Source organism: Pulveribacter suum (assembly GCF_003013695.1).
GTDB lineage: Bacteria > Pseudomonadota > Gammaproteobacteria > Burkholderiales > Burkholderiaceae_C > Melaminivora > Melaminivora suum.
Map to the genome: position 1 here is coordinate 2870297 of NZ_CP027792.1, position 22835 is coordinate 2893131.

Below are 22835 nucleotides of genomic sequence, written 5' to 3' on the forward strand. Positions count from 1 at the left end.
GCGCAGGCGGGGCGGCTAGAACGTCCAGCTCAGGTCCACGCCCACGTAGGGCGAGCTGCTCTCGCCGCGCATCTGGCGCACGCCGGCCTTGAAGGCCCAGCGCGCCGGGCCGGCCGGCACGCCGGTCAGCACCACGCCAGTCTGGCGCGCGCGGTAGGAATCGTCGCCGTGGCGCGCATGCTCCAGCCCCCACTGCAGGCCCCCTTGCGACCCATGCAGCAGCCGCGCGCGCGCCCACCAGGCGTTGCCCAGCGGGGTGTAGCTCATACCGGCGTTGGCACCCCACTCGGGGCTGAACTGCCAGTTCAGGTCGCTGCTGACCTTGGGCCGCAGGTGAAAGCCGCTGACGGCGCTGCCCGGGTCGGAGGGCGACAGGTGCGTGTCGCGCGCCATCAGGTTGAGAAAAACCGAGCCGGTGAATGGCGCCTGGCCGAACAGGTAGCCCACGCCCGCCTCCAGCCCCACGCTGCGGCCGCGGTAGCGCTGGCCGCTGGCCCAGTAGGTGTAGCTGGCGCGGTCCAGCCACAGCCGCGTGGCCCAGCCGTTCTGCAGCTGCTCGTGCTCCAGCGAGGCGATGCGCCCCACGTACAGGTAGCTGGCGCCGCGCGAGGCCTCGGCCCCGGACAGCCACAGGCCGTCTGCCAGCGCCGGCAGCGGCAGCGCGGCGGCGGCGGCCAGGCACAGCCCCAGCGGCAGCGCCAGGTTCACGCGGTAAGGATGGCGGGCGGGCATGGCGGCTCCTGCTGGCTGGGTGCGGATGCGCTCGCGGGCACGACCTGGCGCACCCTGACCAGCGCGCAAGCGTAGAAGGTGCCGGCCGTGGAGCGCAGCGGCACCACGCGGCCGGCCTGCGCCCCGATGCGGCGCCAGCCGGTGGGCGTGCGCAGCGACAGCCGCAGGCTGGCGCCCTCCTGGACAGGCTCGAACAAAAGGACGCGCTCTGGCGCCGCGGCCTGCTGCTGCAGTGGCAGCAGGCCCAGCAGCGCATGGCCGCCTTGCGCCGCGCCTACCTGCACCTCGCAGATGCCCCAGTGCGTGCGCTGGCCGTGGTCGCGCGCCAGGAAGCGCCCGCCCAGCCAGTCGCTGGGCGTGGTGCCGCGTTCGTTGAGCTCCTGCAGCTGCCACTGCAGGTCGTTGCCGTAGAGCATGCGCTCCATCTGGTTGCGCGCGAGCGCATCCGGCCACTCGAAGCGGCAGCGCACGGCGCTGCCGGCGTCCGGCCCGGCGCCTTCATCGGCCTGGGCGCGCGAGACCGGCACCAGCCGCACCGGCAGCAGCCCGCTGGGCAGCATGACCGCCGCGCGCACCCTGCGGCCCTGCACCAGCGCCGGCGGCAGCATGCCGACCACGCGGCAGCCGTCGGGCGAGACGTTCTCGATGGCCAGGGCGGCCCCGGCCTGCGCGGACTGCGCCGGCGCCGCACCCGCCTCGGGCAGCAGCACCAGGGGCAGCGGCATGTCAAAGCGGTATTCGCGGCGGTGGTGGTGCGCCTCGGTGCTGAGGAAGTGGCGCGTCAGCTGCCAGCCGCACAGCAGGTTGGCACCCACCCAGGCCAGGTTGAAGTACAGCGCATAGGGCGGCAGGTAGGGCCCCTCGCGGCTGGTGCGGTACAGCGCCCAGGCGATGGCCAGCACGTTGAAGGCCAGCAGCAGTGCCTGCGGCAGCACCTGCAGCAGCACCTGGTGGCGCTGCGAGAAGGACTTGTCAGTCACCGTGAAGCGGCTCGGGCCCAGCACCAGCCCCAGCGTGGCCCGGATGAACGCGGCAAACCGCGCGAAGTTGTACTGCTCGGCATACAGCCAGCTGCCGTAGCCGCGGCTCAGCTCCTCGAAGACGCAGATGCTCAGCACGAAGTAGGGCACGAACCAGCACAGGAAGACCCAGCCGCTGGCGTCGATCGGCAACCAGCCGGTCAGCAGCACGATGGCCGGCGCCAGCCAGAACAGGCCCTTTTGCCAGCCGTCGAAATAGGTGGTCATGGAGGCCAGGTAGTTCAGCTTCTGCGCCGCGCTCAGGCGCGGGGTGAACAGCACGTCCTCCTGGCGCAGCACCTGCATGGCGCCTTGGCCCCAGCGTACGCGCTGCGCCAGGAAGGGCGAGACCTGCGCCGGCGCGATGCCGAACGCCAGCGCCTGGGCGTGATAGACCGATCGGTAGCCGGCCTTGTGCAGGCGCAGCGAGGTGTGCAGGTCTTCCGTCACGGTGCCGGTGGCAAAGCCGCCGATGTCCTGCAGGGCGCTGCGCCGCACCACGGCGCAGGTGCCGCAGAAAAACGCCGAGTTCCAGTAGTCCTTGCCGCGCTGGATGACCTTGAAGAACAGCGACTGCTCCGTCCACAGCCGGCGCGAGCGCCGGCGCAGGCGGTGCTGGAAGGAGTCGAGGTTGAAGAACTCCTGGGGCGTCTGCACGAAGGCCACGGCCGGGTCGCGAAAGTAGCCCAGCGTGCGCACGAGGAAGTCGCGCCCGGGCGCGTGGTCGGCGTCGAACAGGGCGATCAGCTCGCCGCCCGTGCGGGCCAGGGCGTGGTTCAGGTTGCCGGCCTTGGCGTGCTCGTTGCTGGTGCGGCACAGGTACCACACGCCCAGGCTGCTGGCCAGCTCGCGCATCTCGCTGCGGTTGCCGTCGTCCAGCAGCCAGGTCTCGTGCGGATAGTCCATGTCGCGCGCCAACAGCAGGGTGCGCCGCAGCATGCTGACCGGCTCGTTGAAGCAGGTGACGAACACGTCCACCGTGCGGCCTGCCTCCGGCTCGGGCGCTTCGCGCTGCGTCAGCCGCCACATGACGAAGATGTGTACCGCCGCCACCAGCACGCCATAGACCTCGGCCGCATACACCAGCCAGGAAAAGACCGGGTGCTCCTGGTTGAAGGTGGTGGCGCGCCAGACCAGGTAGCCCGTGGCCACCAGCAGGAACAGCACCGCCAGCAGCGCGCACAGCGGGCTGCAGCGCTCGAAGTTGCCGCCTCGGCGGGGGTCGGCGCAATAGTGTTGCGGCGGGGGCGGGTGTTCGGTCATGGCGAGGCTCCACGGTGGTCAGGCGAAGGCGTTGCACGCCTGCTGATTTCGTATCCAGCTACTACGGTGCCACCGATTCTTCGCGCCCGGCGCCGAGCGCCAATCCCCAAAAATGGGCTCCCCAGGCATCGGTGCGACGATTGCCTGCCCGCAGCCAAGATGGCAGCCGGCCTACCTACCATGCCCCTATGTACAGATGCGACAAGTGCATCCATACGTTAATGCGACGGCCAGGCTGATACAAACAGGGCTTTTCCATCTCTCTTTTTCCGCGCCATGCCCCACCTGATCGTCGAATACAGCGCCAACCTCGCGGGCTATCCCGAGGCCGAAGCGCTGGCCGCGCTGAACGCCGCCGTCTGCGCCAGCCCAGAAGTCAAGGACGAGGCCGACCTCAAGACGCGTTTCGTGCACACCAGCGCCTTCGAGATCGGCACCGCCCCTGCCAACCGCGCCTTCGTGCACGCCGAGCTGCGCCTGCTGGCCGGCCGCACGCCCCAGGCCAAGGCCGACTTGGCCGAGCGCGTGGCCGCCGTGCTGCGCCGCCTCACCCCCCGCCCCGCCGGGCTGATGGTGCAGCTGAGCGTGGACGTGGTGGACATGGATCGGCCCTCCTACGTCAAGGAACGCCTCTGAGCGCAGCTGTGCAACACTGCTGCCCGGCCCGGCACTACCCTGCCGGGCTTCGCTTTTTCCCTCTACCCCTTCCTTGACCTGAGGATCGCCATGAGCGTTTACGACAAGCTGAAAGAACTGAGCATCACCCTGCCCCCGGTGTCTGTGCCGGCAGCGGCCTATGTGCCGTACGTGCAGACGGGCAACCTGCTGTTCCTGAGCGGGCACATCGCGCGCCGGGACGGCAAGCCCTGGGTGGCGCAGTTCGGCCGCGACATCTCGACCGAGGAAGGCCAGCAGGCGGCGCGCGCCGTGGCCATCGACCTGCTGGGCACGCTGCATGCAGCCACCGATGGCAACCTGAACCGCATCAAGCGCATCGTCAAGCTGATGAGCCTGGTCAACTCCACGGGCGACTTCACCGAGCAGCACCTGGTGACCAACGGCGCCAGCGAGCTGATGGGCCAGGTGTTCGGCGACGGCGGCAAGCACGCGCGCAGCGCCTTCGGCGTGGCGCAGATCCCCATGGGCGCCTGCGTGGAGATCGAGCTGATCGCCGAGCTCGGCTGAGCGGCTTCAGCAGCCAAGAAAAAAAGGGGCCATCGGCCCCTTTGCTTTTTTGCGGGTGCTGCGCTCAGAAGGTGATGACCTTGTCGGCCGCGGCGATCCAGTCGCCCAGTTCGGGCAGCGTGCCGATGGCCACGCCCTCGATCAAGGGCAGCTCGGCCAGGCCGCGCGCCAGCGCGCAGGTGCGGCACAAAAGCACGCTGGCGCCGGCCTGCACGAGCTCCTGCACCAGCGTCTGCAGGCCCTGGCCCGCGCCATCGCGCTGGTGCGGCAGCGCGGCCACGGTGGCGTCGGACATCAGGAAGACGCGCAGGCTGGCCACGTCATCACGCGCGGCCAGCGTATTGGCCACGCGCAGGCCCGACAGGCAGCGCTCGCTGCCGTAGGCGGCGGCGTGGATGATGACGACGATGTGCTGTGGTCCCGGCATGTGGGCGCTCCGTTCCTCAGCGGCGGATCAGGTAGCGGATGGTCGGCCCGTCCTGCTCGATGGCCAGCACCTCGTAGCCGTGGTTCTTCGCATCCAGCGGGATGTTGTTGATGGACTGCGGGCAGTCGGAGATGACCTCCAGGATCTCGCCGGGCGCCAGCTGCGGCATGGCCTCCAGCGTCGCGACGGCCGGGTACGGACAGGGCTCGCCCATCATGTCCAGGCGGTAGTTGGGCACCCAGGTTTCGGTGGCGGGGGTGGCAGGCATGGCAGCTCCTTAAAAAACGGTTGCGCGTGCCTCAGGCGGCGGTGCGCAGGGCGGGCGCGGCGGGCTGCAGGCTGCCCCGGCGCTTGTTGAAGAAGTGCCGCTCCCACAGCAGCACCAGCGCCAGCGCCACGGCCAGCAGCACATAGGTCACCAGCAGGCCGCCCTGCGGGCCGAAGGTCTTGAGCAGGTTGACCTTGTCGTAGTTCACGGCGATGGCCGGCGCCAGGTCGTCCCAGACCAGGGCCAGCAGCGTGGAGCCGAGCACGTTGCCCAGGCCCACCCACCAAAAGTGCACCTGGCCTTCGACGGCGCGGTACATCCAGCCCGTCTCGCAGCCGCCGGCCAGCACGATGCCGAAGCCGAACAGCAGCCCGCCGATCACGGCGTTGGGCCCGGCCCAGAAGATTTTCTGAGGGAGCCCCAGCTGGGCGTAGCCATAGACGCCGATGGCGCTCACCGCCATGCCGATGATGATGGCCTTGGCCATCTGCGTGCGGCCCGTGAGCCACAGGTCGCGGAACGCCGAGGTGAAGCACACCTGCGCGCGCTCGATGATCAGGCCAAAGGCCAGCCCGAACAGCGCGGCAAAGCCCAGCTTCGGGCGGTCCAGCACCAGCGCCACGGCCCACAGCACGAAGGCGGCGAACAGCAGCATGCCCGCGCGAAAGCGCCGTCTCGCCTGCTGCTCGCGCTGCACCAGCGGGCGCTGCGCGCTCACCCGCTCCAGCCGCACGGGGATGCGGAACACGGGCCACATGCTGACCCTGGCCCCGGCCAGCGAGCCGATGGCCGTGGCGATCGCAAAGAACCAGGCATGCAGCGAGAACTGCGGAATGCCGGTGAAGAACGCCGCCAGGTTGCAGCCCATGGCCAGGCGCGCGCCAAAGCCCGCGATGACGCCGCCCACCAGGGCCTGGGCCACGCGGATGCGGTGCTGGGGCATGCGCAGCTTGACGTTGTTGGCCCACAGCGCCGCCGACAGGCAGCCGGCGAACATGCCGATGATCATTACCCCGTCGATGCGCGTGAGCGGCGTGCCCTGCATGCCGATGAGCTGGAAGTAGCCCCAGCCGGACAGGTCCACGCCGAAGAGCTGCAGCACGTGCCCGCCCCAGCGGGTGAACTCACCCGTGACGGCCCAGAAGGTGCCGGTGATGCCGAAGTAGTACGCCGAGAGCACGCCAGCTGCGATGACGGCGGGCACGGGCGACCAAAAGCGCACCAGGTACTGGTGGCGAAAGTCCTGCCAGGTTTGCATGGGTAGAAGTCGGAAAGGCAACGCGTTGCCGCAGCACGTGCGAGCGAAGGCGGCCGGGCGCGCGGCCGCCGGCCAAAGGCGCGGATTGTGCTCTTGCCGCCCTGTCCCGCCTGGCAGCGCGGGTACGGCGCGGGCCCTGAATCTCAGGCGCCCGGGCGCTCAGGTCAGAAGCTTTCCCAGTCGTCCGAGGCGCCCGCGGCCAGCGCGGGAGCAGGGGCGAGCGCCGCGGGCGCGGGCTTGCGCGGCAAAGCCGCCGGGGGCGCGGAGGCCGCGCGCACCGGAGCGGCGACCGCAGCAAAAGCAGGCGCCGCCGGGCGCGGCGCGGCGGCCGGGGCCGGGGCCGGGGCCGGGGCCGGGCCCGTACCGTCCACCTGGAAGGTGGCCACCACCTGTGCCAGCTGCTGGGCCTGCTCGCGCAGGCTGTGCGCGGCGGCGGCGCTTTGCTCGACCAGCGCGGCGTTTTGCTGCGTCATCTGGTCCAGCTGGCCCACGGCCTGGTTGACCTGGCCCACGCCCGCGCTTTGCTCGGCCGCGGCGGCCGTCACCTCGCCGATCATGTCGGCCACGCGCTGCACGGACTGCACGATCTGGCCCATGGTGGCGCCGGCCTGCTGCACCAGGCGCGAGCCGTCCTCCACCCGGTCAACGGACGAGCCGATCAGCGCCTTGATCTCGCGCGCGGCCTCTGCGCTGCGCCCGGCCAGGCTGCGCACCTCGCTCGCCACCACGGCAAAGCCCCGGCCCTGCTCGCCGGCGCGCGCGGCCTCGACAGCGGCGTTCAGCGCCAGGATGTTGGTCTGGAAGGCAATCGAGTCGATGACCTGGATGATGTCGGCGATCTTGCGGCTGCTGCCCTGGATTTCTTCCATGGTGGCGACGACCTCGGTCACCACCGCGCCGCCGCGCAGCGCCACCTCGCGGGCAGCGCCAGCGAGCTGGCTGGCCTGGCCGGCGCTGCCCGCGCTTTGCTGCAGCGTGGCGGTGAACTCCTCCATGGCCGCGGCCGTCTGCTGCAGGTTGCTGGAGGTGCTTTCCGTGCGCGCCGACAGGTCCTGGTTGCCGGCGGCAATCTGCGCACTGGCGGTGGCGATGCTGTCGGTGCTGCGCCGCACCTGCTGCACCGTGCCGGCCAGCGAGCCGCGCATGGCCGCCAGCGAGGCCAGCAGCTCGCCGAACTCGTCGCTGCGCCCCGCGCCGTCCAGCGCCTGTGCGCGCAGGTCGCCTTGGGCGATGCGCGCGGCCACCTCGTTGGCCTGGGTCAGCGGCCGCTGGATGCTGCGGATCAGCACCCACGCCCCGGCCACGATGCCCAGCAGCAGCACGGCCACGGCGGCGCCGGCCATCTTCACGGTCGCCATGCGGGCGCCGGACATTTCGGCGTGGCGCTCGCGCGCCTCCAGCTCGAACAGATCCACCACCTGGCGCAGCGTGTCCAGGTACGAGCGCACGGCCGGCACCAGCGACTGCAGGGCCAGTTTGGAGGCGCCGTCGTAGTCGCTCTCGTCGCGCAACTTGCGCGCCTGGGCGCGCAGCTGCGTCATGGTGGCGCGGGCGCTGGCCACGCGCTCCATCTGCTGGCGCGTGGCGGGCGACAGCGCCAGCTCCTGCAGCGTCTTTTGCATCTGCGTGATGCGCTCGCTGGTGGCCACCAGATCGGCCTGAAAGGCCTGCTCCACCGCCATCTCGCTGCTGAGCACCAGTGCCAGCGTGCGCGCGGCGTTGAGCTCGGTCAGCGCCATCCACTGCGCGGCCAGCTGCACGCGGCGCGAGGTTTCCTGGGTGACGGCATCGGCCTGGGCCTGGGACTGGGCCGAGCGGTAGCCGGCAGCGCCCACCACGGCGACCAGCGCCACCACGATGGCCATGACGGCCAGCCAGAGCTTGTGCGACAGACGCAGCGTTTTCATGGGGCAACTCCTGCGGTGGAAGAACCAGGGCTCAACAAGAGCGCGAGCCCCGGCCCGGGAATGCTACCAAACGCAACAGCCCGGCCCTTGCGCCTTGGCAACACCGCGCGCCCTGCGCCTGCCTTCGGCCGCCCGCTGCCGGGCAAGGCGGCCAGAAAGTTAACGGCGTTTTTGGCCTCTAGCCCAATACCATCAAGCGCCAGCAGCTATCATTTTTGAATAGAGCTGCACTGTGCCGCGGCCCGCGATGCCGGGCTACTCCACGCGCAGCACGTCCGCCACCTTGAAGCCCAGGTCGGCCGCCTTGCCCTTGCGGCCGCGGGCGGCGCGGGCGTTGTTCAGCGAGCGGATTTCCAGCTGCTCCTGGCGCGCCTTGCCGCCGCGGCCCACGCCTTCGAAGCGCACGCTGCGCGTGTAGGCGGCCACGCCGGCCAGCTGGTCGCCCGCTTCCAGGTCGATCAGCATCAGGCCGCGCCCGCCCTTTTCCATGAACTTCATCTCGCTGATCTCGAACGTCAGGATGCGCCCGCCCACCGAGGCGCAGCACACGTGCGTGGCGGAGACCAAAGGCTGGCTGGCGCTGGTGAACGCCGCATGCGAGGGGCGGCACAGGCGCTCGCCCTCGGCCAGGCTCACGAAGGCCTTGCCGCCGCGGTTGCGCCCGGTCATGTGCTCCACGGTGGAGACGAAGCCGTAGCCACCGGAGCCCGCCAGCGCCAGCGCCGCGCCGGCCGGCCCGGCAAAGTAGTGCAGCGGCTGCGTGCCCGACTCCAGCTCGATCAGCGTGGTGATGGGCTGGCCGTCGCCACGCCCGCCGGGCAGCTGCGCCACGGCCACCGAATACACCCGGCCATTGCTGCCAAAGACGATGAGCGTGTCCACCGTGCGGCACTCGAAGGTGCCGTACAGGCTGTCGCCCGCCTTGACGGTGAAGCTGGCCGCGTCCAGCCCATGGCCCTGGCGGGCGCGCACCCAGCCCTTGTGCGAGACGATGACGGTGACCGGCTCGTCGGGCACGCGCACCTCCACCACGGCGCGGCGTTCCTCCTGGATCAGCGTGCGGCGCGCGTCGGCAAACTGTTTGGCATCCGCCTCGATCTCGCGCACCATCAGCCGGCGCAGCGAGGCCGGGTTGCCCAGGATGTCTTCCAGCTTGCCCTGCTCCTCGCGCAGATCAGCGAGCTCCTGCTCGATCTTGATGGCCTCCAGCCGCGCCAGCTGGCGCAAGCGGATCTCCAGGATGTCCTCAGCCTGTCGATCCGACAGGCGGAAGCGCTCGATCAGCGCGGCCTTGGGCTCGTCGGCTCCGCGGATGATGGCGATGACCTCGTCGATGTTGAGCAGCACGATCTGCCGCCCTTCGAGAATGTGGATGCGCTCGAGCACCTTGGCCAGGCGGTGCTGGCTGCGCCGCGTGATGGTCTGCTGGCGAAAGGCGATCCACTCCTCCAGCATCTGGCGCAGCGACTTTTGCACCGGCCGGCCATCCAGGCCCACCATGGTCAGGTTGATGGGCGCGGACGTCTCCAGGCTGGTGTGCGCCAGCAGGGTCGTGGTCAGCTCGGCCTGGGCAATCTTCGAGGTCTTGGGCTCGATGACCAGGCGCACCGGCGCGTCCTTGCTGGACTCGTCGCGCACGCCGTCCAGCAGCGCCAGCATGCTGGCTTTCAGCTGCACCTGCTCCGGGTTCAGGGCCTTCTTGCCCGCCTTGACCTTGGGGTTGGTGAGCTCCTCGATCTCCTCGAGCACCTTCTGCGCCGACACGCCGGGCGGCAGCTCGGTCACCACCAGCTGCCACTGGCCGCGCGCCAGCTCCTCGATCTTCCAGCGCGCGCGCACCTTCAGGCTGCCCCGCCCGGTGCGGTAGGCCGCCTGGATGTCGGCCGCCGGGCTGATGATCTGCCCGCCGCCGGGGTAGTCCGGCCCCGGGATCCGCGCGTACACCTCGTCGTCGGACAGCTTCGGCGTCTTGACCAGCGCCACGCAGGCATCGGCCACCTCGCGCAGGTTGTGGCTGGGGATCTCGGTGGCCAGGCCCACGGCGATGCCGCTGGCGCCGTTGAGCAGCGCAAACGGCAGGCGCGCCGGCAGCTGGCGCGGCTCCAGCGTCGAGCCGTCGTAGTTGGGCACGAAATCCACTGTGCCCATGTCGATCTCGTCGAGCAGCAAAGTGGTGATGCGCGCCAGGCGCGCCTCGGTGTAGCGCATGGCGGCCGCGCCGTCGCCGTCGCGGCTGCCAAAGTTGCCCTGGCCGTCGATCAGCGGGTAGCGCTGGTTGAAGTCCTGCGCCAGGCGCACCAGCGCGTCGTAGGCCGACTGGTCGCCGTGCGGGTGAAACCGGCCCAGCACGTCGCCCACCACGCGCGCGCTCTTCACGGGCCGGGCGGCGGTGTTGCGGTTGGCGCCGCTCCAGCCCAGGCCCATCTCGCCCATGGCGTAGAGGATGCGCCGCTGCACCGGCTTCAAGCCATCGCAGACGTCGGGCAGCGCCCGGCCCTTGACGACGGACAGGGCGTATTCGAGGTAGGCGCGCTGGGCGTAGCTGGCCAGCGAATCATCCGCCTGCGGGGCGGGCGAGAGATCAGGAGCGGGATGTTCTGTCATGCTTCAAAAACAGGAGCTTCCAGCGCTTGCCTGGCAAGGGCTGGAGGCCAAAAAGACCACTAATCGGGGCGCTTAGATATCGACGTCCACCGCGTCGCCGTGCAGCTCCATCAGCTCGCGCCGCGAGCCGGCCTCGCCCTTGCCCATCAGGCGGGTCATCAGGTTTTCGGTGGCCTCGTAGCCGGCGCTGCCCAGCTGCACCGGCAGCAGGCGGCGGGTGTCGGGGTTCAGGGTGGTTTCCCACAGCTGCTCGGCGTTCATCTCGCCCAGGCCCTTGAAGCGGCTGATCTGGCATTTCTCGCGCGCCACGCCTTCCTTGGCGGCCTTGTCCAGGATGGCGGCGAGCTCGCCTTCGTCCAGCGCGTACAGCTTGGCGGCGGGCTTCTTGCCGCGCGCGGGGATGTCCACGCGAAAGAGCGGCGGGCGCGCCACGTAGATGTGGCCGGCCTCGATCAGCCTGGGGAAGTGGCGAAAGAACAGGGTCAAGAGCAGCACCTGGATGTGCGAGCCGTCCACGTCCGCGTCCGAGAGGATGCAGATCTTGCCGTAGCGCAGGCCCGACAGGTCGGGCTCGTCCAGCGGGCCGTGCGGGTCCACGCCGATGGCGACCGAGATGTCGTGCACTTCGGTGTTGGCAAACAGCCGGTCGCGCTCGACCTCCCACGTGTTGAGCACCTTGCCGCGCAGCGGCAGGATGGCCTGCGTTTCCTTGTCGCGGCCCATCTTGGCGCTGCCGCCGGCGCTGTCGCCCTCGACCAGGAAGACTTCGTTGTACTGCGTGTCGCGGCTTTCGCAGTCGGTGAGCTTGCCCGGCAGCACGGCCACGCCCGAACCCTTGCGCTTTTCGACCTTCTGGCCGGCCTTCTGGCGCGTTTGCGCGGCCTTGATGGCCAGTTCTGCCAGCTTCTTGCCGTAGTCCACGTGCTGGTTCAGCCACAGCTCTAGCGCCGGGCGCACGAAGCTGGAGACCAGCCGCACCGCGTCGCGCGAGTTCAGCCGCTCCTTGATCTGGCCCTGGAATTGCGGGTCCAGCACCTTGGCCGACAGCACGTAGCTGGCGCGCGCGAACACGTCCTCGGGCATCAGCTTGACGCCCTTGGGTAAAAGTCCGTGCAGCTCGATGAAGCCCTTGACGGCCTGGAACAGGCCGTCGCGCAGGCCGCTGTCGTGCGTGCCGCCGGCGCTGGTGGGGATCAGGTTGACATAGCTCTCGCGCACCGGCGCGCCTTCTTCGGTGAAGGCCACGGCCCAGGCCGCGCCCTCGCCCTCGGCAAAGCTGTCGCTGCCGGCGTCGGCAAAGCCCTCGCCCTCGAACAGGGGGATGACCGGGTCCACCGGCAGGGTCTGCTGCAGGTAGTCGCGCAGGCCGCCCTTGTACTGCCAGGTCTGCGTCTCGCGCGTCTTCTCGCTCAGCAGCGTGACGGCCACGCCGGGCATCAGCACGGCCTTGCTGCGCAACAGGTGTGTCAGCTCGGCCATGGGCAGGTGGCTGGATTCGAAATATTTCGCGTCCGGCCAGGCGCGCACGGTGGTGCCCTGCTTGCGCTCGCCGGCCTGCAGGGGCCGGGCCTGCAGCGGCTCGACCACGTCGCCGGCGGCGAACACCAACCGGGCTGACTGGCCCTCGCGGTGCGTGGTCACCTCCATGCGCGTGGACAGGGCATTGGTCACCGACACGCCCACGCCGTGCAGCCCGCCCGAAAAGTTGTAGGCCCCGCCTTTGCCCTTGTCGAACTTGCCGCCGGCGTGCAGCCGGGTGAAGACCAGCTCCACCACGGGGGCCTTTTCTTCCGGGTGCAGGCCGAAGGGGATGCCGCGGCCGTCGTCCTCCACGCTGACCGAGCCGTCCAGGTGCAGCGTTACGCGAATCTTCTTGCCAAAGCCGGCCAGCGCCTCGTCGGCGGCGTTGTCCAGCACCTCCTGGATGATGTGCAGGGGGTTGTCGGTGCGGGTGTACATGCCCGGGCGCTGCTTGACGGGCTCCAGGCCCTTGAGCACGCGGATCGAGCCTTCTGCGTAGTCGCTGGTGGTGTGGGATGCGGGTTTGGCTGCCATGGCGGCGGATTGTAGGACTGGTTATATAAACAGTATTTTCGCTCTTTTGCCTGCCCCGGCAGGCATTGCGGGATTTGTTTACATTCGCTGCCATGCACCCTGCCAACACTCGCGCGCGCCCGCTTTCCATGGCCCAGGTCCTGCTCTGCGGCGCCGCCGTGGTGACGCTGTCCATGGGCATCCGCCACGGCTTCGGCCTGTGGCTGCAGCCCATCACGCAGGACATGGGCTGGACGCGCCAGACCTTCGCCCTGGCCATGGCCATCCAGAACCTGGCCTGGGGGCTGTTCGGCATCTTCGGCGGCATGGTGGCCGACCGCTTCGGCGCCTTCCGGGTGCTGATCGGCGGCTCCTTGCTGTACGCCGCCGGCCTGGTGGGCATGGCGCTGTCGCCCACGCCGGGACTGTTCGCGCTGACCACGGGAGTGGTCATCGGCGCGGCCCAGGCGGGTACCACCTACGCCATCATCTATGGCGTGCTGGGGCGCCAGATCTCGGCGGACAAGCGCTCTTGGGCCATGGGCGTGGCAGCGGCGGCGGGCTCCTTCGGACAGTTTCTGATGGTGCCGCTGGAGGGGCAGCTGATCCTGTCCTTCGGCTGGCAGCAGGCCTTGCTGGTGCTGGCTGCCATGGCGCTCTTGATCATCCCGCTGGCCTTCGGCCTGCGCGAGCCCGGCTTTCACGGCGGCACGCCGGCGCAGCGCTCGCAGAGCATGGGCGAGGCAGTGGTGGAGGCCCTGCGCCACAAGAGCTTCGTGCTGCTCACCCTGGGCTACTTCGTCTGCGGCTTTCAGGTGGTGTTCATCGGCGTGCACATGCCCAGCTACCTGAAGGACCACGGTCTGTCGCCGCAGGTGGCCAGCTTTGCGCTGGCGCTGATCGGCCTGTTCAACGTCTTTGGCACCTACGCGGCCGGCTCCCTGGGCCAGCGCATCCCCAAGCGCAACATCCTGGTGTTTATCTACTGGGCGCGGGCAGTGGTCATCACCGTCTTCCTGGTGGTGCCGCTGTCGCCGCTGTCGGTCTATGTGTTTTCTGCCGTGATGGGAGCGCTGTGGCTGTCCACCGTGCCGCCGACCAACGCCGTGGTGGCGCAGATCTTCGGCGTTCAGCATCTGTCCATGCTTAGCGGCTTCGTGTTCTTCAGCCACCAGATCGGCAGCTTCATGGGCGTGTGGCTGGGCGGCTACCTCTATGACCGCACGGGCAGCTATGACATCGTGTGGTACCTGGCCGTCGCCTTGGGCGTGGCGGCCGGCCTGATCAACCTGCCGGTGCGCGAGCGCGCCATCGTGCGCCCCGCCGCGCAGGCGGCCTGAAAGGAACAAAGCCATGGCACCGCGCATACGCAACGGGCTGGCCGCCGCGGCCGGCGCGGCCGTGCTGCTGGCCGTCTTCGCCTGGTACCTGCGGCCGGACTTCATGCTCGCGCTGGCCGACCAGCTGTGGGCCTGCTTCTGAACATGCACCCGCACCACCAGGGTCGGCCCTCCGAATGGATCGTGCGCTGGGCGCACCTGGTACCCGCCGGCGGCGCGGTGCTGGACGTGGCCTGCGGCCCGGGCCGGCACCTGCGCTGGTTTCATGAACGAAATCACCCCGTAACCGGCGTGGATCAAGCGCCAGAAGCTATTGATTCAATAGCACCCTACGCCGAGGCCATCCGGGCCGACATCGAGGGCGGCCCCTGGCCACTGGCCGGGCGGCAGTTCGCCGCAGTGGTCGTCACCCACTACCTGTGGCGCCCCCTGCTGCCCGCCATCGTGGACTGCGTGGCGCCGGGCGGCGTGCTGCTGTACGAGACCTTCGCCCAGGGCAACGAGACCGTGGGCCGGCCTGCGCGGGCCGACTTTCTGCTGGCTCCGGGCGAGCTGCTGCGCGCCTGCGCGCCGCTGCGGGTGGTGGCCTATGAAGACGGCTTCCTGGAGGGGCCGGCGCGCTTCGTGCAGCGCATCGCCGCCGTGCGCCTGCCCGCCGGGGCCGCCGCGGCCATGCGCCTGCCCCTCATGCCGCCAGCTTGAGGGACGGCAAGCCCTAGTTAGAATGCTTTTTTTGCAGTTTTCGACCGCGCCATGACCTCTCCCAGCGCCCCCCTGACGGGCAGCATCGTCGCCCTCGCCACTCCCATGCACGATGACGGCAGCGTGGACTACTCCGCCCTGCGCAAACTCATCGACTGGCACATCCAGGAAGGCACGGACTGCATCGGCGTGGTGGGCACCACGGGCGAGTCGCCCACTGTGAACGTCGAGGAGCACCGCGAGATCATCCGCGTGTCCGTCGAGCAGGCCGCCGGCCGCGTGCCCGTCATGGCCGGCTGCGGCGCCAATTCCACGCACGAGGCCATCGCCCTGGCGCGCTACGCCAGCGAGGTGGGCGCGAGCAGCCAGCTGCAGGTCGTGCCCTACTACAACAAGCCTACGCAAGAGGGCCAGTACCAGCACTTCAAGGCGATCGCCGAGGCCGTGGGTGACCTGCCCATGGTGCTGTACAACGTGCCCGGCCGCTCGGTGGCGGACATGCACCACGAGACCGTGCTGCGCCTGGCCCAGGTGCCCGGCATCATCGGCATCAAGGAAGCGACCGGCGATATCGCCCGCGCGCAGTGGCTGATCCGCGACGTGCCCAAGGGCTTTGCCGTCTATTCGGGCGACGACCCGACGGCTGTGGCGCTCATGCTGTGTGGCGGCCAGGGCAACATCAGCGTGACGGCCAACGTGGCCCCGCGCCTGATGCGCGAGCTGTGCGCCGCGGCCATCGCGGGCGACGCCCGGCGCGCCATGGAGATCCAGTTTCGCCTGCTGGCGCTGCACAAGCACCTGTTCGTCGAGGCCAACCCGATTCCCGTCAAATGGGCCATGGCCCGCATGGGCCTGTGCGGCCCGGCCATGCGCCTGCCCATGACGCCGCTGACCCAGGCCAACGAACCCGTGGTGGAAGGCGCCCTGCGCGCCGCCGGCCTGGTGGCCTGAGCGCTGCCCCTTCCCCTGCTGCCCTTTTCTTTGCGCTCGCGCACCAACGAGGATTTACGCGTGAACCCTGGCACCCGCATCGGCCTGATCGGCCTCGCCCTGTCCCTGTCGGCCTGCTCCGTCCTGGAGGGCGACAAGATCGACTACAAAAGCGCCACCAAGGGAGCCACGCTGGAGGTGCCGCCGGACCTGTCGCAGCTCTCGCGCGACACCCGCTACACGGTGCCCGGCGGCGTGGTCTCGGCCGCGGCCTTCGAGGCTGGCCAGGCGCAGCAGCCCCGCTCGGCCCACGCCGCGCCCCTGAAGATCGGCGACGTGCACATCGAGCGTGACGGCAACCAGCGCTGGCTGGTGGTGGGCCGCCCGGTGGACCAGCTGTGGGAGCCGGTGCGCGACTTCTGGCTGGACAATGGCTTCGTCTATACCCTGGAGCAGCGCGATCTGGGCCTGCTGGAAACCGACTGGGCCGAAAACCGCGCCAAGCTGCCCCAGGACTTCATCCGCCAGACCATCGGCAAGGTGTTCGACTCGCTGTACTCCACCGGCGAGCGTGACAAGTTCCGCACCCGCATGGAGCGGCGCGCCGACGGCAGCACCGAGATCTATGTGACCCACCGCGGCATGATCGAGGTCTATAACAACACCCAAAAGGACCAGACCGTCTGGCAGCCGCGCGCTCCCGATCCGGAGCTGGAGACCGAATTCCTGCGCCGCATGATGGTCAAGCTGGGCGTGAGCGAGGAGCAGTCGCGCGCTGCCGCCGCCGCCCCGGTCCCGGCCGCGCCTTCCGCGCGCATCGGCCAGGTGGGCGGCGCGCCCGTCGTGCAGCTCGATGAGCCTTTCGACCGGGCCTGGCGCCGCGTGGGCGTGTCGCTGGACCGCACGGGCTTCACCGTCGAGGACCGCGACCGCAGCCAGGGCGTGTACTTCGTGCGCTACGTAGAGCCCAACGCCGACAAGAAGGACAAGGGCTTCTTCGGCAAGCTGTTCAGCCGCAGCGCCGATGCGGCGGCGCCCCTGAAGTACCGCATCGTCGTGCGCAGCGAGGGCGGCCAGAGCACCGTGTCGGTGCTCAATGCCGCCGGCGCGCCCGAGAGCTCGGCCAACGCCGAGCGCATCGTGCGCGTCATTGCGGACGACCTGAAGTAACTTGCTGCGCTTTCGCAACCTGGCCAGCGGCAGTGGCGGCAACGCCACCCTGATCGAGGCACGCAGCGGCGCCCACACGCGCCGCCTGCTGATGGACTGCGGCCTGAGCCTGCGCCAGGTGGACGTGCGGCTGGCCGCCGCCGGCACCGGGGCAGGCGAGCTGGACGCGCTCTTCATCACCCACGAGCATTCGGACCACACGGGCTGCGTGCTCAAGCTGGCGCTGCGCGAGCGCATCCCCGTGTGGATGAGCCAGGGCACCTGGGAAGGCATGGGCGCGCCCCCTCTGGACGGCCTGCTGCGCATCGCACGCGACGGCCAGCCCATCGACCTGGGCGATTTCGAGGCCCTGCCCTTCGCCGTGCCCCACGACGCGCGCGAGCCGCTGCACCTGCGCTGCAGCGACGGGGCCACGCACATCGGCCTGATGACCGACCTGGGGCACGCCAGCGACCACGTGCTGCAGCACCTGCGCGGCTGCCACGCCCTGCTGCTGGAAACCAACCACGACGCGGACATGCTGCACGGCGGGCACTATCCCGCCTTCCTCAAGCGGCGCATCGCCGGACCCCACGGCCACCTGCCCAACGATGCCAGCGCCGACCTGCTGCACGCCCTGTGCCACCCCGGCCTGCGCCATGTGGTCGCCGCCCACCTGAGCGCGCGCAACAACCAGCCGCACCTGGCCCAGGCGGCGCTCGCCGGTGCCTGGGGCTGCGCCGACACGGACATCGTCGTGGCCGACCAGCGCACGGGTACGGGCTGGATCGAAGCCAGCTACTGAGAACCCAGACCCTGCCAAAGACAAAACCCCGGCCGCCTGAGCGACCGGGGTTTTGTTTTTTCTCCCTGCCTCCTGCCAAGCCAGGAGCCAGGCAGAAGGCGCAGAGGCGATGCGCTTACTTGGCTTCTTGCGAAGCAGTGCCCGTCGCAGCGGCAGCAGCAGCGTCGGCCGCCGCCTTCGCATCGGCAGCGTTGGCATCGGAAGCAGCGTCGGTGGCGGGAGCCGGGACTTCTGCCGAAGCAGGGGCCTCGACAGGAGCGGGGACGGGCTCAGGTGCCGGAGCGGGTGCTTCCACCGGCGCAGGCGCGGGTACGGGCGCCGGCTCTTCCTTCTTGCCGCAAGCGGCCAGGGCAACGGCAGCAACCAGGGCAGCCAGAACGACGGAGTTCTTCATTGCAGTCTTCCTATGATGGACAGGGATAGTTATGAAATGCCGTGGCCCTTGCCGCGATGGCGCAGGCCCGGCTGGGGCACTCCACATGCCCCGGGGCAAAACCAACCGATGATTATCCGTCAATCCTGAATTACGCGGAGCCGTCCGTTACAGCCCCAGCACGGAGGCGGGAAAGGCGGGGCTGCTCTTGCGCTCCAGCCACTCATCCAGGGTCTCGCGCAGCTGCACGCGCCGCCCGGGCTCGCTGTCCGTCGTGCCCACGCTGCGCACCGGGTCCCGGCGCTGCAGCACCCAGGCCGGCGACCACAGGGCGCTGGGCACGGCCAGCGGGTCGCTGCCCATGGCCTTGCGGCAGGTGATGATGTGGTCCCACTGGCGGCGCCACTGCACGAAGCGCGGATGGCGGCGCACCAGCTCGGCATAGTCCAGCGCCAGCAGCGTGCAGCGGCGCCCGGTGCGCGACCATTGCTGCAGTGAATCGACCACGTCGCGCTCGCCCAGTGGCCAGTCGATGAAGTCAGCATCGGCCAGGATCAGCTCGCCCCAGCCTTCGCGCGCGGCCGCCGCCAGCGCGTCGCGCACCCGCTGGCGGAAGTCCTCGCGGCCCTCGAAACGGCCTTCAGGCAGGGCAGGCGCTGCTGCGTTCGCGTCATCCATGGGTGAGCCCTCCCGTGCTTCAGGCGGCCGGCCCGGCGTGCGCCCAGCCGGCGTCGCACCAGGCGGACAGCAGCTCCAGCGCCTCATCGCTGGCGCGGGCCAGCTCGGCCGGCGTCAGCGCACGGGCGTCGGCCAGGCGGCGCATCAGCGCCGCGTCGCGCCCGGCAGCGCGATAGCTCTCGCCGTTGATGAAGATGTGCCGCGCGTCATACATCATGCGGGTGCGCCGGTCCAGCGCCACGCTCTCGAGCAGGCCGGCGCCCGCCCCTGGCTCGAACCAGACGTTCGGCTTGGGCTCGGTCAATGCCTCCCCCAGGGCGCATTCCAGCGCCTGCGGCTGGGCCAGGGCGCGCTCGACGGCCTGGCGGGCAAAGGCCTGCAGCTCGGCCGGAATGGCCCCTGGCGTGGCCACGGCCGGCTGCTGCGGATCGCGGTAGAGGGGGCCGCCCTCCTCATCGGCGGCGGCATCGGCCATGCGCAGCAGCACCTCGTGCGCCAGGCCGGCCCGCTCTGGCGAGCGAAAGCCGATGGAATACGTCATGCACTCGCCCTCGGCCACGCCGTCGTGCGCCCAGCGCGGTGGCAGGTACAGCAGGTCGCCAGGCTCCAGCACGTATTCCTCTTCCGGCTCGAAGTTCGCCAGCACTTTCAAAGGCAGGCCGTCCACCAGCTCCAGGTTTTTCTGGCGGCCGATGCGCCAGCGCCGGCGGCCCTGGGCCTGCAGCAGGAAGACGTCGTAGCTGTCGAAATGCGGACCGACACCGCCGCCATCGCTGGCATAGCTGATCATGAGGTCGTCCAGCCGTGCCTGCGGCACGAAGGCGAACTGCTGCATCAGCGCGTGCGTGGCGTCGTCGTGCAGGTCCACCCCCTGCACCAATACCGTCCACTCGCGGGTCGAAAGCGAGGGGATGGCGCGGCGCGGCAGCGGCCCGTGGCGCAGCAGCCAGCGCCCATCCCTGTGCTGGATCAGGCGCGACTCCACGTCCTCGCTGCCGGCCAGCTGCAGCAGCGCGCTGCGCGAGACAGGCGGCTTGAAGCCGGGCATTGCCTGGCGCACCAGCAAGGGCTTCTTGTGCCAGTGGCGGCGCATGAATTGGTCAGCACTCAGGCCGCCCAGCAGCGGCAGCGGTTGTTGGATATCCATGGAGGGTGGCAGCCGGGCGGGCGGCAGCTAGGAGGAAGGGAGCTGCGACAATTGTCCTATGGAAATCAACGAACAATGCGTGGTGGCCCTGACCTGGGTGCTCAAGGACACCATGGGCGAAGAACTGGACGTGCTGGACGATCCGGTGGAGTTTCTTGTCGGCGGCGACGACCTGCTGGCGCGCATCGAGCAGGCCCTGCAGGGCTATGCGCCCGGCGCCGAGCTGTCGTTGCACCTGGAGCCCGAAGACGCCTTTGGCGACTATGACGGCCAGCTGCTCTTTCTGGAGCCGCGCACGCTGTTCCCGGCTGAGCTGGAAGAAGGCATGACTTTTGAAGGCTCGGCGCTGCCCGCGGGGGCCAGCGCCGACGCGCCGCGCGAAGCGCTCTACACCGTGGCGCAGATCTACCCGGAACACGTGGTGCTGGATGGCAACCACCCGCTGGCAGGCCTGGCACTGCGCCTGCAGCTCAAGGTGCATTCCGTGCGCGAAGCCACCGAGCAGGAGCTGGAGCGCCTTACCGCCGGCACGGGCTTTTTCCGGCTGCAGCCGCAGGCGCCCGGCAGCGATACGCTGCACTGACGCTTGCATTGCCGGGCGGGCAGCCTGAGCCACCCAGCCCGGCAGCGCCGGTGCCTGCCGTCAGACGCGCGAGATCTGGCCGTTGTACAGGCGCACGCGGTCACCGGTGCGCAGATCGCCAGTGGCAGGCACTTCGTACACGCGCTGGCCGCCGCGGTCCAGCTGGATGGTGATGCGGTAGGACTCGAAGTCCGTGCGGTCGTTGCGCGATTCGATGGCATTGCCGGCCAGCGCCCCGCCTACCGCGCCCACGGCAGTGGCGGCCAGGCGGCCCGAGCCGCCGCCGACCTGGTTGCCCAGCACGCCACCAACCACTGCCCCCAGCACGGCACCGGCGCCGCTGGTGCGGTTGCGGGCATGCAGGCCCTCGATATGCGAGACGGAGCCGTACTCCGTCGCCCGGCTGTCGTAGTTGGGGTAGGCCTGCGATTGCTGGCCCGGGTAGTAAGGCTGATCGCCGTAGCGCGGTGCATCGGCACAGGCGGCCAGCGCACCAGCCAGCGAAATGGTGCCGGCAATGGCGGCGATACGGGAATACTTGCGCATGGCTTCACTCCTGTTGATTAGTTGATTGCTTGGCTTGCAAACGGGAAAACACTGGCGTGGGCATTTGGTCCACGCTGCAGGTGTTCGATTGAAGCAAAGCGTGGCGCAGCCAGGGGCCGGGCAATGGCCGGCGCCGGCGTAGTTCGGGCAAGCGCCCGGCCGTCAGCATGCGCTGACAGGCGCCGCCCTCGCGGGCCGATCAATGGCGCCCGGTGGAGCCGTAGCCGCTCTCGCCGCGCTGGCTGGCGGGAAAATCCTGCACCACCCGAAACTGCGCCTGCACCACCGGCACGATGACCAGCTGCGCCAGGCGCTCCAGGGGCTGCAGGGTGAAAGCCGTATCGCTGCGGTTCCAGGCGCTGACCATCAGCTGGCCCTGGTAGTCGCTGTCGATCAGACCCACCAGGTTGCCCAGCACGATGCCGTGCTTGTGGCCCAGGCCCGAGCGCGGCAGGATCAGCGCGGCGTAGCCCGGGTCCTTCAGGTACATGGCGATGCCGGTGGGCACCAGTTGCCAGGCGTTGGGCTGCAGCAGCAGCGGCGCGTCCAGGCAGGCGCGCAGGTCCAGGCCGGCGCTGCCCGGCGTGGCATAGCTGGGCAGCTGATCGGCCAGCCGCTCGTCGAGAATCTTGATGTCAACGTTCATGCGGCGCGAGTGTGCCGCAGCCGGCGGGCGATTTCCGCCACCAGCTGGCGCGCCAGCTCCACCTTGGAAGCACGCGGCAGCTCGCGGTGGCCGTCGGCATCGACCAGCAGCAGGGCGTTGTCATCCTGGCCGAAGGTGGCCGGGCCGATGTTGCCCACCAGCAGGGGCACGCCCTTGCGCTGGCGCTTGGCGCTGGCGTGCTCCAGCAGGTTCTCGCTTTCGGCGGCAAAGCCCACGCAGTACAGCTGGCCGCTGCGCGCGCGCGGCGACTGTGCCACGGTGGCCAGGATGTCCGGGTTCTCCACGAAGGCCAGGGCCGGCACGGCGCCCGATCCGTCCTTCTTGATCTTGTGGTCGGCGCTGGTCGCCGGGCGCCAGTCGGCCACGGCCGCTGTCGCTATGAATACGGTAGCTGCTTGCGCTTGACCAGCAACGGTTTCGAGCATATTTTGTGCTGAAACCACGTCCAGCCGCCGCACGCCCCGCGGCGTCGGCAGGTGCACCGGGCCGGCCACCAGGGTGACCTCGGCGCCCGCCTCGCGCGCAGCACGGGCGATGGCAAAACCCATCTTGCCCGACGACAGATTGGTGATGCCGCGCACCGGGTCGATGGCCTCGAAGGTAGGGCCGGCCGTGATCAGCACCTGCTGCCCCGCCAGCAGCTTCGGGGCGAAGAAGGCGGCCAGCTCTTCCAGGATCTCGGCGGCCTCCAGCATGCGCCCGTCGCCCGTCTCACCGCAGGCCTGGTCCCCATGGCCCACGCCCAGCACGGTGGCGCCGTCCTGCTGCACCTGGGCCAGGTTGCGCTGCGTGGCCGGGTGGGCCCACATCTGGCGGTTCATGGCGGGTGCCAGCAGCAGCGGCACACGATCGGACGGCCTGGCCAGGCACAGCAGGCTGAGCAGCTCATCGGCCCGCCCCTGCGCCAGGCGCGCGATGAAGTCGGCGCTGCAGGGGGCGATCAACACCGCGTCGGCCTCGCGCGAGAGGTTGATGTGCGCCATGTTGTTGGCCTCGCGCGCGTCCCACTGCGAGCCATAGACGGGCCGGCCCGTCAGCGCCTGCAGCGTCACGGCCGTGATGAACTGCTCGGCCGCCTCGGTCATCACCACCTGCACGGTGGCCTGGGCCTTGATCAGCAGCCGCGCGAGCTCCGCCGCTTTGTAGCAGGCCACGCCCCCGGAGAGGCCCAGCACGATGTGTTTGCCAGCAAGTGCATTCATGGGCGGGGATTCTGGC

Annotated in this window: 23 protein-coding genes; 9 read left to right on the forward strand and 14 right to left on the reverse strand. The window is 69.8% G+C overall.

Going from position 1 to position 22835, the window contains the following annotated elements; translation table 11 throughout:
- Positions 1-15 precede the first annotated feature (15 nt).
- Together bcsS and C7H73_RS13085 are read right to left on the reverse strand one after the other, a co-directional pair.
- Entirely contained in the window at positions 16-732 is a 717-nt protein-coding gene (gene bcsS / locus C7H73_RS13080; RefSeq protein ID WP_106847049.1) for a cellulose biosynthesis protein BcsS, read from the reverse strand.
- Entirely contained in the window at positions 705-3014 is a 2310-nt protein-coding gene (locus C7H73_RS13085) for a glycosyltransferase family 2 protein (protein ID WP_106847050.1), read from the reverse strand. Before C7H73_RS13085 ends, bcsS begins: the two co-directional genes overlap by 28 nt.
- A gap of 276 nt (positions 3015-3290) precedes the next feature.
- Between C7H73_RS13085 and C7H73_RS13090 the strand changes: the two genes are divergently transcribed.
- Both C7H73_RS13090 and C7H73_RS13095 read left to right on the forward strand, forming a co-directional pair.
- On the forward strand, positions 3291-3650 hold the full coding sequence (locus tag C7H73_RS13090) for a 5-carboxymethyl-2-hydroxymuconate Delta-isomerase (protein ID WP_106847051.1): 360 nt from the start codon (positions 3291-3293) through the stop codon (positions 3648-3650).
- A gap of 90 nt (positions 3651-3740) precedes the next feature.
- Complete coding sequence (locus C7H73_RS13095) at positions 3741-4199, forward strand: RidA family protein (protein ID WP_106847052.1); 459 nt, start codon at positions 3741-3743, stop codon at positions 4197-4199.
- A gap of 64 nt (positions 4200-4263) precedes the next feature.
- On the opposite strand, the gene C7H73_RS13100 is transcribed toward C7H73_RS13095, so the two are convergent.
- The 6 genes from C7H73_RS13100 to C7H73_RS13125 all read right to left on the reverse strand — a co-directional run bounded on the left by C7H73_RS13100 (position 4264) and on the right by C7H73_RS13125 (position 12718).
- Positions 4264-4626 carry a DsrE/DsrF/TusD sulfur relay family protein gene (locus tag C7H73_RS13100; RefSeq protein ID WP_106847053.1) on the reverse strand — a complete coding sequence of 121 codons (363 nt, stop codon included), beginning with the start codon at positions 4624-4626 and terminating at the stop codon, positions 4264-4266.
- A 16-nt stretch (positions 4627-4642) separates the two neighbouring features.
- The gene (gene yedF, locus C7H73_RS13105; protein WP_106847054.1) at positions 4643-4894 is read right to left on the reverse strand and encodes a sulfurtransferase-like selenium metabolism protein YedF; all 252 of its coding nucleotides are present in this window, start codon (positions 4892-4894) and stop codon (positions 4643-4645) included.
- A gap of 31 nt (positions 4895-4925) precedes the next feature.
- The gene (gene yedE, locus C7H73_RS13110; RefSeq protein ID WP_106847055.1) at positions 4926-6152 is read right to left on the reverse strand and encodes a selenium metabolism membrane protein YedE/FdhT; all 1227 of its coding nucleotides are present in this window, start codon (positions 6150-6152) and stop codon (positions 4926-4928) included.
- A 164-nt stretch (positions 6153-6316) separates the two neighbouring features.
- On the reverse strand, positions 6317-8059 hold the full coding sequence (locus tag C7H73_RS13115) for a methyl-accepting chemotaxis protein (RefSeq protein ID WP_106847056.1): 1743 nt from the start codon (positions 8057-8059) through the stop codon (positions 6317-6319).
- A gap of 255 nt (positions 8060-8314) precedes the next feature.
- The gene (gene parC / locus C7H73_RS13120; protein ID WP_106847057.1) at positions 8315-10663 is read right to left on the reverse strand and encodes a DNA topoisomerase IV subunit A; all 2349 of its coding nucleotides are present in this window, start codon (positions 10661-10663) and stop codon (positions 8315-8317) included.
- A 72-nt stretch (positions 10664-10735) separates the two neighbouring features.
- The gene (locus C7H73_RS13125; RefSeq protein WP_106847058.1) at positions 10736-12718 is read right to left on the reverse strand and encodes a DNA topoisomerase IV subunit B; all 1983 of its coding nucleotides are present in this window, start codon (positions 12716-12718) and stop codon (positions 10736-10738) included.
- Positions 12719-12810: 92 nt separating this feature from the next.
- Here C7H73_RS13125 and C7H73_RS13130 point away from each other — a divergent pair, with 92 nt between their 5' ends.
- From C7H73_RS13130 to C7H73_RS13150, 6 genes are read left to right on the forward strand one after another with little or no spacing between them, the layout of a single operon-like run.
- Complete coding sequence (locus C7H73_RS13130; RefSeq protein WP_106847059.1) at positions 12811-14037, forward strand: MFS transporter; 1227 nt, start codon at positions 12811-12813, stop codon at positions 14035-14037.
- A gap of 13 nt (positions 14038-14050) precedes the next feature.
- Positions 14051-14179, forward strand: coding sequence for a hypothetical protein (locus tag C7H73_RS15830; protein ID WP_264371565.1), 129 nt, complete (start codon positions 14051-14053; stop codon positions 14177-14179).
- 2 nt (positions 14180-14181) lie between these two features.
- On the forward strand, positions 14182-14739 hold the full coding sequence (locus tag C7H73_RS13135) for a class I SAM-dependent methyltransferase (protein ID WP_106847060.1): 558 nt from the start codon (positions 14182-14184) through the stop codon (positions 14737-14739).
- A gap of 51 nt (positions 14740-14790) precedes the next feature.
- Positions 14791-15690, forward strand: a complete 900-nt coding sequence (gene dapA, locus C7H73_RS13140) for a 4-hydroxy-tetrahydrodipicolinate synthase (RefSeq protein ID WP_106847061.1) — start codon at positions 14791-14793, stop codon at positions 15688-15690.
- Between the two features lie 60 nt (positions 15691-15750).
- Positions 15751-16839, forward strand: a complete 1089-nt coding sequence (gene bamC, locus C7H73_RS13145; RefSeq protein ID WP_106847679.1) for an outer membrane protein assembly factor BamC — start codon at positions 15751-15753, stop codon at positions 16837-16839.
- A gap of 1 nt (position 16840) precedes the next feature.
- Complete coding sequence (locus tag C7H73_RS13150; RefSeq protein ID WP_106847062.1) at positions 16841-17623, forward strand: MBL fold metallo-hydrolase; 783 nt, start codon at positions 16841-16843, stop codon at positions 17621-17623.
- 115 nt (positions 17624-17738) lie between these two features.
- Here the strand turns inward: C7H73_RS13150 and C7H73_RS13155 are convergent, their stop codons facing one another.
- The 3 genes from C7H73_RS13155 to C7H73_RS13165 form a co-directional block, all read right to left on the reverse strand.
- Positions 17739-18017, reverse strand: coding sequence for a hypothetical protein (locus C7H73_RS13155; RefSeq protein WP_106847063.1), 279 nt, complete (start codon positions 18015-18017; stop codon positions 17739-17741).
- Between the two features lie 147 nt (positions 18018-18164).
- Positions 18165-18674: a hypothetical protein gene (locus C7H73_RS13160; RefSeq protein ID WP_106847064.1), complete on the reverse strand. Its 510-nt coding sequence runs from the start codon at positions 18672-18674 to the stop codon at positions 18165-18167.
- A gap of 19 nt (positions 18675-18693) precedes the next feature.
- Positions 18694-19821 (reverse strand): cupin domain-containing protein, encoded by a 1128-nt coding sequence (locus C7H73_RS13165; RefSeq protein WP_106847065.1) that lies wholly within the window; start codon positions 19819-19821, stop codon positions 18694-18696.
- 58 nt (positions 19822-19879) lie between these two features.
- On the opposite strand from C7H73_RS13165, the gene C7H73_RS13170 reads away from it, so the two are divergent.
- Positions 19880-20404 carry an FKBP-type peptidyl-prolyl cis-trans isomerase gene (locus C7H73_RS13170; RefSeq protein ID WP_106847066.1) on the forward strand — a complete coding sequence of 175 codons (525 nt, stop codon included), beginning with the start codon at positions 19880-19882 and terminating at the stop codon, positions 20402-20404.
- Positions 20405-20464: 60 nt separating this feature from the next.
- On the opposite strand, the gene C7H73_RS13175 is transcribed toward C7H73_RS13170, so the two are convergent.
- From C7H73_RS13175 to coaBC, 3 genes are all read right to left on the reverse strand, one after another.
- Positions 20465-20950 (reverse strand): outer membrane lipoprotein, encoded by a 486-nt coding sequence (locus C7H73_RS13175; RefSeq protein ID WP_106847067.1) that lies wholly within the window; start codon positions 20948-20950, stop codon positions 20465-20467.
- 199 nt (positions 20951-21149) lie between these two features.
- Positions 21150-21596, reverse strand: coding sequence for a dUTP diphosphatase (gene dut, locus C7H73_RS13180; RefSeq protein WP_106847068.1), 447 nt, complete (start codon positions 21594-21596; stop codon positions 21150-21152).
- Positions 21593-22819 carry a bifunctional phosphopantothenoylcysteine decarboxylase/phosphopantothenate--cysteine ligase CoaBC gene (gene coaBC / locus C7H73_RS13185; protein WP_106847069.1) on the reverse strand — a complete coding sequence of 409 codons (1227 nt, stop codon included), beginning with the start codon at positions 22817-22819 and terminating at the stop codon, positions 21593-21595. Before coaBC ends, dut begins: the two co-directional genes overlap by 4 nt.
- Positions 22820-22835: the final 16 nt, after the last annotated feature.